At 71.5% G+C, this 11,227-nt stretch carries 9 protein-coding genes; 7 read left to right on the top strand and 2 right to left on the bottom strand.

The annotated features are described in order from the left end of the window. The 4 genes from secD to DKT69_RS27000 all read left to right on the top strand — a co-directional run. On the top strand, positions 1-1,478 hold a 1,478-nt coding region (gene secD, locus DKT69_RS27015; RefSeq protein WP_109804317.1), incomplete at its 5' end, for a protein translocase subunit SecD. Position 1,479: 1 nt separating this feature from the next. Continuing rightward, positions 1,480-2,667: a protein translocase subunit SecF gene (gene secF, locus DKT69_RS27010; RefSeq protein ID WP_109804314.1), complete on the top strand. Its 1,188-nt coding sequence runs from the start codon at positions 1,480-1,482 to the stop codon at positions 2,665-2,667. 101 nt (positions 2,668-2,768) lie between these two features. Next, positions 2,769-3,335 (top strand): adenine phosphoribosyltransferase, encoded by a 567-nt coding sequence (locus DKT69_RS27005; protein ID WP_109804313.1) that lies wholly within the window; start codon positions 2,769-2,771, stop codon positions 3,333-3,335. A 218-nt stretch (positions 3,336-3,553) separates the two neighbouring features. Continuing rightward, a complete protein-coding gene (locus DKT69_RS27000) occupies positions 3,554-6,043 on the top strand; it encodes a RelA/SpoT family protein (protein WP_109804312.1) in 2,490 nt (829 codons plus the stop codon). Positions 6,044-6,106: 63 nt separating this feature from the next. Here DKT69_RS27000 and DKT69_RS26995 read toward each other — a convergent pair whose 3' ends face one another. Then, complete coding sequence (locus DKT69_RS26995) at positions 6,107-6,943, bottom strand: peptidylprolyl isomerase (protein WP_109804316.1); 837 nt, start codon at positions 6,941-6,943, stop codon at positions 6,107-6,109. Between the two features lie 59 nt (positions 6,944-7,002). After that, the gene (locus DKT69_RS26990; protein ID WP_109804311.1) at positions 7,003-7,869 is read right to left on the bottom strand and encodes a peptidylprolyl isomerase; all 867 of its coding nucleotides are present in this window, start codon (positions 7,867-7,869) and stop codon (positions 7,003-7,005) included. 260 nt (positions 7,870-8,129) lie between these two features. Here DKT69_RS26990 and DKT69_RS26985 point away from each other — a divergent pair, with 260 nt between their 5' ends. The 3 genes from DKT69_RS26985 to DKT69_RS26975 form a co-directional block, all read left to right on the top strand. Then, on the top strand, positions 8,130-8,849 hold the full coding sequence (locus tag DKT69_RS26985) for an MBL fold metallo-hydrolase (protein WP_109804310.1): 720 nt from the start codon (positions 8,130-8,132) through the stop codon (positions 8,847-8,849). Between the two features lie 55 nt (positions 8,850-8,904). Beyond that, entirely contained in the window at positions 8,905-10,227 is a 1,323-nt protein-coding gene (gene hisS, locus DKT69_RS26980; RefSeq protein WP_109804309.1) for a histidine--tRNA ligase, read from the top strand. A 69-nt stretch (positions 10,228-10,296) separates the two neighbouring features. After that, the coding region (locus tag DKT69_RS26975; RefSeq protein ID WP_236648372.1) for an acyl-ACP desaturase at positions 10,297-11,227 on the top strand (931 nt) is incomplete at its 3' end.

Here is an 11,227-nt window from a genome sequence, read left to right as displayed (position 1 = left end):
CCCCCGCCCCGTCCGGCAGCGCGACGCCGAAGCCCTCGGGCAGCGCCTCGCCGAAGCCGTCGGCGAGCGCCCCGAAGGTCACCGCCTCGCCGAGTGCCGGCGGGCAGGGCGGCATGGCTCCGACGCCGAGCGCCAGCGCGGCCGCCCCGACGCCGTCGGCCTCGCCGAGCGCCGCCGCGCCGTCGCCGAGCGCCACCGCCGAGCCCGTGCCGCAGAGCGTCGAGCAGCAGCGCAAGGCCGTCGAGCAGAAGGTCGGGCCGGCCGCCTGGGCCGCCGCCACCGGCCTGAAGGCCCCGGCCGACGTCTCCGCCGATCCGTCACTGGCCGAGAAGCTCAAGCCGTTCGGCACGCTCTCCCCGCAGGAGATCGCGGTGCTGCCGGTGGACATGCAGTTCAACGTCCCGACCATCACCTGCGCCCAGCTCGACAAGCGGCCGCCGGCGTCGATCAAGGACGAGAAGCAGCGGGCCGTCGCCTGCGAGTCGGGCGCGAAGTACCTGCTCGACGTGGCGAAGGTGGTCGGCACCGACGTCAAGGACGCCTCCGCCCAGCTCGACCAGACCAGCGCCTGGGTGGTCAGCCTGAACTTCACGGGCAAGGGGCAGGAGCACTGGACCAACCTGACCCGCGAGGCGTTCAACAACGAGGGCCAGGCCTGCGACCAGACCGCACTCGGTCAGGACGGCAAGTGCCGGGTGGCGGTGGTCCTGGACAACCAGATCGTCTCCTCCCCCGAGATCCAGGGCGTGCTGACCGGTGACTCGCAGATCACCGGCAGCTTCGACAACAAGACGGCCAACGCGCTGGCCAGCCAGTTGCGCTACGGCGCCCTGCCGGTGACCTTCGTGCAGCAGGAGAAGCAGAACGTGACGGCCACACTGGGCGAGAGCCAGCTGCGGGCCGGTCTGCTCGCCGCCGGCATCGGCATGCTGCTGGTCATCATCTACTCGTTCTTCTACTACCGGCTGCTCGGCTCGGTGATCTTCCTGAGCCTGGTGCTCTCCGCGCTGCTGGTCTTCGGCGCCCTGGTGGTGCTCGGCCGGTCGATCGGCTTCACCCTCACCCTCGCCGGCATCGCCGGCATGATCGTCTCGCTCGGCGTGGCGGCGGACTCGTTCGTCATCTACTTCGAGCGCCTCAAGGACGAGATCCGCGAGGGACGCAGCCCGCGCAGCGCGGTGCCACGCGCCTGGATCCGGGCCCGCCGGACGATCATCTCGGCGAACTCCATCACCCTGATGTCCGCCGTGGTGCTCTACATCGTCTCGGTCGGCACGGTGAAGGGCTTCGCCTTCGCCCTCGGCCTGGCGACCGTGCTCGACCTGGTGGTCGTCTTCCTCTTCCGTCACCCGATCATGACGATGTTCGCCCGGAGCCGGGCGTTCCTGTCCCCGCGGGTCAGCGGCCTCGGCCGGGCCCTGCCGGCCCGGTCGACCGAGCAGGGCACCGCCCGTAACCCGCGCGTCAAGGAGGCCTGAGATGGCTAAGAGTGGTCTGGCGTCCCGGCTCTACCGGGGCGAGGCCGATCTCAACATCGTCGGCCGGCGCAAGCTGTGGTTCGGCGTCGCCGCCGCGCTGGTGCTGCTCGCGGTGCTCAGCTTCGCCGTGCGCGGCTTCAGCCTCGGCATCGAGTTCGCCGGCGGCACCTCGCTCCAGGTGCCGGCCAGCGTCGCCACCCTGGACGAGGCCGAGCAGCAGGTGAACGACGTGCTGCGGACCAAGGGTGGCGGCGCCGAGGTGGCCACCGCGCAGAAGGTCGGCGGCACCAGCGGCGACACGTACGAGATGCGCACCTCCGAGCTGACGCCTACGCAGTCGAACGAGGTGAAGACCGAGATCGCCCAGAAGTTCGGGCTCAAGTTCGAGCAGGTCGGCGCGAACCAGGTCAGCGCGTCGTTCGGTGGCCAGGTGACCGAACGTGCGTTGCTCGGCCTGCTCATCTTCCTCGCGGTGGTGGCGATCTACCTGGTCCTGCGCTTCGAGTGGCGGATGGCCGTCGCCGCGATCAGCTCGCTGTTCATGAACCTGATCCTCACCGCCGGCATCTACTCGCTGGTCGGCTTCGAGGTGACGCCGTCGACGATCATCGGCTTCCTCACCATCCTGGGCTTCGCGCTCTACGACGTGGTGGTGGTCTTCGACAAGGTCCAGGAGAACACCCGGGGCATCACCGCGAACAACAACCTGACCTACGGCGAGGCCTCCAACCTCGCTCTGAACCAGAGCCTGATGCGGTCGCTGAACACCTCGGTGGTCGCCCTGCTCCCGGTCGGCGGCCTGCTCTTCATCGGGGCCGGCCTGCTGGGCGCGGGCACGCTGAAGGACCTCGGTCTGGTGCTCTTCGTCGGTATGGCGGTGGCGTTCCTGACCTCGATCCTGCTGGCCACCCCGCTGCTGGTGCTCCTGAAGAACCAGGACCCGCGGATCAGCGCGCACAACAAGCGGGTGCTGGCCCGCCGGGGCGCCATCGCCCGGGGCGAGGTGACCCCGAAGGGCGCGCCGCGGTCCGCCGAGGCCGGCGAGCCGGCCATCGACCAGGAGGCGGCGGCGCTGGCCGGCTCGGCGCCGAAGGTGGGCGCCCGACCGGCCGCCAAGCGTCCGACCGGTGCCCGGGGCGGTCGTCCCGGCGGCGGGGGCAACCGTCCGGGCGGCGCCAAGCGCCGCTGACCGGTCCACCGGACCCGGTAGCGATCGACCTGACGGCGTCCGCCATGCTGTGCGAGCAGCATGGCGGACGCCGTCGTCGTCGGAAGGGAAGCGGGACAACCGTGACGGAGACCCACAGCACCGGGGTACGGGGAGACAGCGGCCCGGAGGTCGCCCGGCTGGTGGCCAGCCGGGTACTGGACGTGCCGGACTTCCCGAAGCCCGGCGTCATGTTCAAGGACCTGATGCCCCTCTTCGCCGACGGTGACGTGTTCCGCGAGGTGATCGACGGGATCGTCGCGTACCACGGGCGTGACTCGTTCGACGCGGTGGTCGGCATCGAGGCGCGCGGCTTCGTCATCGCCGCCGCCATCGCGTACGCGACCGGGGTGGGTGTGGTGCCGGTCCGCAAGGCCGGCAAGCTGCCCCGTCCGGCGTACTCGGCCTCCTACGACCTGGAATACGGCGAGGCGACCCTGGAGGTGCACCAGGACGCCTTCACCGCCGGCCACCGGGTGCTGGTCGTCGACGATGTGCTCGCCACCGGCGGCACCGCCGAGGCCACCCTCGACCTGGTGGAGCGGGCCGGCGGCACGGTCGCCGGTTTCACCGTGCTGCTGGAGCTGGCCTTCCTCAAGGGCCGGGAGCGGCTGGCCCCGCGCCCGGTCCATGCCCTGCTGACCGTTTGATGCCACGCCCGTCGGGCGGAGCCCGCGGGGACCGTCCGGCGGAGCGGCGGGGCACCCTGCGTGCGGGTAGCATTGCCCTTTGCTGACCGGGCGGGCGACCGTCCGGTGGCGGAAGGACCGCCGGCCGCGGCCGGCGCGGAACAACACCGGCCCCACAGCCGGTTGATACGAACGTCGGCCGTACGGCCGGCGCACCCCGGCGAGCGGTGAGGAGGCCGGTGTCCCACGATGTCGTCCCTCCGGTGGAGGGCACGGTGCACCCGACAGGCGACGCGGACGGCTCGGTGACCGAGCGGAGCGGCAACCCGCCGGCCCGGGTGACGGGCTCTGGCAACGGCGTCGCCCCCGACGCCGGCACGGCCGACGGCACGTCGCCCGGCGGCGCCGTCGTGGTGCCGTTCCCGACCGATGGCTCGACCGATCCCGCGCCGACCGGTGGCTTCGCGCTGTCCAACGCGCCGACCGGCCGGCGGGTTCGCGCCCGGCTGGCCCGGTTCAACGCGCCCTGGCAGACCTCGCAGGTCAGCGAGGTGCTCGAACCGCTGATCTCCACCCACCGGGAGAACCACCCCAAGGCCGACGCCCGGCTGCTCCAGCGGGCGTTCGACACGGCGGCGCGCTGGCACTCCGGTCAGTACCGCAAGTCCGGTGACCCGTACATCACGCACCCCTTGGCCGTGGCGACCATCCTGGCCAACCTGGGCATGGACACCACCACCCTGGTCGCCGCGCTGCTGCACGACACCATCGAGGACACCGAGTACACCCTCGACCAGATGCGGGCGGACTTCGGCCCGGAGGTGACCCTCCTGGTCGACGGCGTGACGAAGCTGGACAAGGTCAAGCTGGGTGACGCCGCCAAGGCGGAGACGATCCGCAAGATGGTCGTGGCGATGGCCAAGGACCCGCGGGTGTTGGTGATCAAGCTCGCCGACCGGCTGCACAACATGCGTACCCTCACCTTCCTGCCCCGCCCCAAGCAGGAGCAGAAGGCGAAGGAGACGCTGGAGATCCTCGCTCCCCTGGCCCACCGCCTGGGTATGAACACCATCAAGTGGGAGCTGGAGGACCTCGCCTTCGGCACCCTGTTCCCGAAGCGGTACGAGGAGATCAACCGCCTGATCGGGGAGCACCAGCCGCAGCGGGAGGCGCTGCTGCGCCAGGTGACCCAGAAGGTGTCGACCGACCTCAAGGCCGCCAAGATCAAGGCGGAGACCACCGGCCGGCCGAAGCACCTCTACTCGATCTACCAGAAGATGATCGTGCGGGGTCGCGACTTCAACGACATCTACGACCTGGTCGGGGTGCGGATCCTGGTCGACACGGTGCGGGACTGCTACGCGGCGCTGGGCGTCATCCACGCCAACTGGCAGCCGGTGCCGGGCCGGTTCAAGGACTACATCGCGATGCCCAAGTTCAACATGTACCAGTCGTTGCACACGACGGTCATCGGGCCCACCGGCAAGCCGGTGGAGATGCAGATCCGCACGTACGCGATGCACCGCACCGCCGAGTTCGGCATCGCCGCGCACTGGAAGTACAAGGAGCACAAGGGCACCCAGATCGTCGGCCCGCCGGCGCACATCGACGAGATGACCTGGCTGCGTCAGCTGCTGGACTGGCAGCGGGAGGCGGCCGACCCGAGCGAGTTCCTCGACGCGCTCCGCTTCGACCTGTCCAGCCAGGAGGTGTACGTCTTCACCCCGAAGGGTGACGTCATCCCGCTCCCGACCGGGTCGACGCCGGTGGACTTCGCGTACGCGGTGCACACCGAGGTCGGGCACAAGTGCATCGGCGCCCGGGTCAACGGGAAGCTGGTGCCGCTGGAGTCGACGCTCTCCAACGGCGACGTGATCGAGATCTTCACCTCGAAGTCCGACACGGCCGGCCCGACGCAGGACTGGCTCGGCTTCGTCAAGAGCCCACGCGCCCGCACCAAGATCCGCCAGTACTTCAACAAGGAGCGGCGCGAGGAGGCGATCGAGGCCGGCAAGGACTCGATCGTCAAGGCGATGCGCAAGCAGGGCATGCCGTTGCAGCGGATGCTCACCTCGGACGCGCTGATGGCGATCGCCCGGGACCTGCACCTGGCCGACGTCGCCTCGCTCTACGCGGCGGTCGGCGACAGCCAGGTCTCCGCCCAGTCGGTCGTGCAGAAGCTGATGGCCACCTACGGCGGCGAGGAGGGCGCGGCGGAGGACATCGCCGAGACCGCCGTCGCGACCCGGCCGCCGCGCAGCCGGCAGAGCAGCAGCGACCCGGGCGTCGTGGTCCGGGGCGTCAGCGACGTCTGGATCAAGCTGGCCCGCTGCTGCACCCCGGTGCCGCCGGACGCGGTCTTCGGCTTCGTCACCCGCTCCGGTGGGGTGAGCGTGCACCGGGACGACTGCGCCAACGCCGAGGACCTGCGGGCGCAGAGCGAGCGGGTGGTCGAGGTCAGCTGGAAGCTCACCTCCGCCTCCACCTTCCTCGTCGCCATCCAGGTCGAGGCGCTGGACCGGCACAAGCTGCTGGCCGACGTCACCCGGGTGCTGTCGGAGGAGCGGGTGAACATCCTCTCCGCCACCGTCACCACCACCCGGGACCGGGTGGCGGTGAGCCGGTTCAGCTTCGAGATGGCCGACCCGAAGCACCTGGGCCACCTGCTGGCCGCGGTGCGGAAGGTCGACGGCGTCTTCGACGCGTACCGGGTCACCTCGGGCGCCTGAGGCACGGACGCGGAAGCGCCCGCCGGCTGCGGCCGGCGGGCGCTTCGTCGTCGTACGGGGCGGTCAGCCCTGGATGCCGCTCATCGCCAGCTTGTTGATGACGATCTCCTTCTTGGGGTGGCCGCCGCCGGCCTGCTGCGCGAAGGCCTTGTCGTCACCGGCCGCCGCGACCTGCTTGACCACGTCCATGCCGCCGGTGATGGTGCCCAGCACCGTGTAGTTCGGGTCGAGCTGCGAGTCGCCGTACACGATGAAGAACTGGCTGCCGGTGCTGCCCGGCTGGCCGGAGTTGGCCATCGCGATGACGCCCTCCGGGTACGGCGGGCGCTTGTCGGTCGGCAGGTTCTCCTCGGCCAGGTTGTAGCTCGGGCCGCCGGTGCCGTCGGTCTCCCGCCAGCCCTTGCCGGTGGCGCTCGGGTCGCCGCACTGCAGCACCTTGATGCCCTCGGTGACCAGGCGGTGGCACTTGGTGTTGTCGAAGAAGCCCTTGCTGGCCAGGTGGGTGAAGCTGCCCGCGGTGCACGGCACGGCCGCCCGGTCGATCTTCGCGGTGATCGGCCCCAGGTTGGTGTCGATCGTCATGGTCTGGGTGCCGCTGTTCTGCTGCTGGGCACCGGGCAGGCCGACGTCCTTGATCTGCTTGGTGCGCCCCTCCTTGGGGACCTCGGTGAAGGCGCACTGGGCGGCACCCGCCGACGTGGCGGTCTGCTTCTTGTCGTCGTCGCCACCGAGGGTGGTGGCCAGCCAGACGGCGCCGGCGACCACGAGCAGCAGGACCGCACCGGCCCCGACGATCGCCTGCGTCTGCCGGCGCTTGCGGGCGCGGGCCGCGCGCTCGGCCATCTCCCGCTCGAGTCGGGCCCGCGCCGCCGCGCGCTGCCGCTCTCTCGTGGACGTCACGGTCACTCCTTCGAAACTTCTCGGGCGGACGAAGCCGCTGCGGTGGGTGGGCGGCCGGGTCAGCCGGCGCTGGGGCTGGCCGTGGGCGCGCCGGTGGCGGCCCGTGCCGTGGTCGGCTCGCCGACCGTCAGGCTCTGGATCACCACGTCGGTCTTCGGCTTGACCTTGGCCCCGCTCCCATTGTCCACGGTCGGCAGGGCGCCGATCTTCTCCACCACGTCGAGGCCGGCGGTGACCTTGCCGATGACCGGGTAGACCGGCTTGGCCGGGTTGAAGTCCTTGAAGAAGACGAGGAACTGGCTGCCGTTGCTGCCCGGCGGGTTCGCGATCATGGCGACCGTGCCCTTCGGGTACGCCGGGGGCTGCCCGGCGGCGGGCTTGCCGGACGCGCTCGGCGCCGGGGTGGGCACGTTCTCGTCGTAGAACGAGTACGCCGGGCCGCCGATGCCGCTGCCGCTCGGGTCGCCGCAGCGCAGCGCGCCCTCGGTGGTGATCTCGTGGCACTTGGTGTTGTCGTAGAACGACTTGCCGGCCAGGTGGGCGATGCTCGCCCCGGCGCACGGCGCGGACGCCAGGTCGAGCTCGGCGGTGATCGGGCCGCCCTGGTTCGTGGTGATCGTCATCGCCCGGGTGCCGGAGGTCGGCAGGCCGGTGGTGGCCGGGGTGCCGACGTCCTTGAGGTTCGTGTTGGCGCCGGCGTCCTGCGGGGTCCACACGCAGACGTCCTCGGCGGCCTTCTTCTCCGGCTCGGAGTCGAACGCGCCCAGCGCCCAGGCCGAGCCGACCACGATCAGCGCGAGCACCACGGCGGCGCCCACGCCGGCCAGGATCTGCCGGCGGCGCCTCGCGGCCGCGGCCCGCCGGGCGAGTTGCCGGTCGAGCTTGGCCCGCGCCAGTTTGCGCTGCCGGTCCCTGCTGGAAGCCACCCGTGCTCCCCTTCCTCTGCCCTGGTCGTCGCCGGCGCCCGGGCGTCGTCCGCCCGTCCGGCGGCAGTGCGCCACGCCACACGCCCGCCAGAGTGTACGGGTAGCCGCTGGGAAAGTGGTGTACGAGGTCCGGCCACGGTTTATCGGAAGATGTCACTGTGCCCACCGGGACGGGTGGGACCGCTGGGTCGGAACAATGCGCTCGCCCGGCCGACTAGGCTGCTGGACGGAGACGACGACTCGACGGAAGGGGAGCGGACGTGCTCGTGGCCGGCTTTCCCGCGGACGCCTTCGGCACCAACTGCTATGTGGTGGCGACCGCGCCGGGGGAGCAGTGCGTGGTGGTCGACCCCGGCATCGGGGTGCTCGACCGGCTCGACGCCCTGCTCGCCGAGCACCGCCTGCACCCGGTCGCCGTGCTGCTCACCCACGGCCACCTCGATCACACCTTCTCGGTGGCGCCGGTCTGCGGCGCGCGCGGCATCCCCGCGTACGTCCACCCGGACGACCGCGAGCTGCTGGCCGACCCGTCGAAGGCGCTGTCGACGGACCTCACCCAGCTCTTCGGTGGCCGGCTGCCGTACGCCGAACCGGACGACGTGGCCGAGCTGACCGACGGCGCGACCCTGGCCCTCGCCGGGTTGGAGATCACCGTCGACCACGCCCCCGGCCATACCGGCGGGTCGGTGCTGTTCCGGATGCCCGGCGCCGGCTCGCCCTGGGAGGCCGAACAGATCTGCCTCTCCGGTGACGTGCTCTTCGCCGGCTCGATCGGCCGCACCGACCTGCCGGGCGGCAGCACGCCCCGGATGCTGTCCAGCCTGCGGGAGAAGGTCCTCCCGCTGGCCGACGACACGGTCGTCCTGCCCGGCCACGGCCCCGCGACCACCATCGGCCGCGAGCGCGCGAGCAACCCGTACCTCCTCGAGGTGGCGGGCACCGGCGGCGCGCGCCCGGCCGCGCCCACCCGCGGTCTCTGACTCACCGCACCCACGACCTCCCCGCGCGGCCCGCGCGGGACGCAAGGAGTACGCCATGAGCAAGCCCACGCCCATCTCCGGCTTCCCGGAGTGGACGCCCGCGCAGCGGATGATCGAACAGTTCGTCCTCGACCGGATCCGCGCCACCTTCGAGCTGTACGGCTTCGCCCCCCTGGAGACCCGCTCGGTCGAGCCCCTCGACCAGCTCCTGCGCAAGGGGGAGACCTCGAAGGAGGTCTACGTGCTGCGCCGGCTCCAGGCCGACACCGACGGCCCGGCCGGCGACGACTCGCTCGGCCTGCACTTCGACCTGACCGTGCCGTTCGCCCGCTACGTGCTGGAGAACGCCGGCAAGCTCCAGTTCCCGTTCCGGCGCTACCAGATCCAGAAGGTGTGGCGGGGCGAGCGCCCGCAGGAGGGGCGCTACCGCGAGTTCCTCCAGGCCGACATCGACATCGTCGACCGGGACACCCTGCCGGCCCACTACGAGGCGGAGATGCCGCTGGTGATCGGCGACGCGCTGCGCTCGCTGCCGATCCCGCCGGTGCGGATCCAGGTCAACAACCGCAAGATCTGCGAGGGCTTCTACCGGGGCATCGGGCTCACCGACCCGGAGGCGGCGCTGCGCGCGGTGGACAAGCTCGACAAGATCGGCCCGGCGGGGGTCGCGGAGCTGTTGGCGGAGACCGCCGGGGCGAGCGAGGCGCAGGCCAAGGCGTGCCTGGCCCTGGCCGAGATCTCCGCGCCGGACGCCTCCTTCGGCGACGCGGTGCGCGCCCTCGACGTGAGCGACCCGCTGCTCGACGAGGGCATCGCCGAGCTGACCGCCGTGGTGGAGACCGCCGCCGCGCACTCGCCCGGCCTCTGCGTGGCCGACCTCCGGATCGCCCGTGGCCTGGACTACTACACCGGCACCGTCTACGAGACGCAGATGCTGGGCTACGAGCGGTTCGGCTCGGTCTGCTCCGGCGGCCGATACGACAACCTGGCCAGCTCCGGCAACGTCCGCTTCCCGGGAGTGGGCATCTCCATCGGGGTGACCCGGCTGCTGGGCCTGCTCTTCGGCGCCGAGGCGCTGACGGTCTCCCGCAGCGTGCCGACGTGTGTCCTGGTCGCCGTCAGCACCGAGGAGGACCGCCCGGCGAGCAACAAGGTGGCGGAGGCGCTGCGCTCCCGGGGCATCCCGACCGAGGTGTCGCCGAGCGCGGCCAAGTTCGGCAAGCAGATCCGCTACGCCGAGCGGCGGGGCATCCCGTACGTCTGGTTCCCCGGCGCCGAGGGCGACGAGGTGAAGGACATCCGCTCCGGCGAGCAGGTAGCCGCGGCGGCGGGGGAGTGGACGCCGCCGCGCGCGGACCTGAAGCCACTGGTCAGTTGAGTTCGTACTGGCGCGTACGGGGTAGAGGACCTACGGTGGCGTAAGTTACGCCACCGTAGGGAGACCCGTATGACCACCCCGATGAGCCAGACCGCCCTGCTCCTCGAACTCGAAGCCGTGGTGGAGAAGAACCTCGACCGGCACCTGTCGATGGCCAAGGAGTGGTTCCCCCACGAGTACGTCCCGTGGAGCGAGGGCCGCACCTTCGACGGCCCGCTCGGCGGCGAGGCGTGGGCGGAGTCCGACTCCACCATCCCCGACGTGGCCCGGACGGCGCTGATCGTCAACCTGCTCACCGAGGACAACCTGCCCTCGTACCACCACGAGATCGCCACCCTGTTCGGCCGAGACGGCGCGTGGGGGAACTGGGTGCACCGGTGGACCGCCGAGGAGGGGCGGCACGGCACCGCGATCCGCGACTACCTGACGGTGACCCGGGCGGTCGACCCGGTGGCCCTGGAGCGCGCCCGGATGACCCACATGTCGGCGGGCTACACCAACGCGCACGGCGACGAGGTGCTGCACTCGCTGGCGTACGTGTCGTTCCAGGAGTTGGCGACCCGGATCTCACACCGCAACACCGGACGGGTCACCGGCGACCCAGCCTGCGAGGCGCTGCTGGCCCGGGTGGCCGCCGACGAGAACCTGCACATGGTCTTCTACCGCAACCTGCTCGCCGCGGCCTTCGAGCTGGCCCCGAGCCAGGCCATGCGGGCCGTGGCCGACGTGCTGGCCGACTTCCAGATGCCCGGTGTCGGCATCGACGGCTTCGCCCGCAAGTCCGTGGCGATCGCCCTGGCCGGCATCTACGACCTGCGCCAGCACCGCGACGACGTGGTCGTCCCCGTGCTGCGCCAGTGGGACGTCTTCTCGGTGACCGGCCTGAACGGCGACGGCGAGGCCGCCCGCGACCAGATCGCCCGCCACCTCGACGACCTGGAGCAGGCCGCCGCCCGCTTCGAGGAGAAGCGCGCCGCCCGCGCCGCCCGCCTAGCCACCC

This window comes from Micromonospora sicca, from assembly GCF_003172935.1.
Lineage (GTDB): Bacteria > Actinomycetota > Actinomycetes > Mycobacteriales > Micromonosporaceae > Micromonospora > Micromonospora sicca.
This window is presented reverse-complemented; position numbering and strand designations above follow the sequence as displayed.

Coding starts and splice junctions, on each gene's coding strand:
- secF (WP_109804314.1), top strand. CDS start 1,480: ATGGCTAAGAGTGGTCTGGCGTCCCGGCTCTACCGGGGCGAGGCCGAT.
- hisS (WP_109804309.1), top strand. CDS start 8,905: ATGAGCAAGCCCACGCCCATCTCCGGCTTCCCGGAGTGGACGCCCGCG.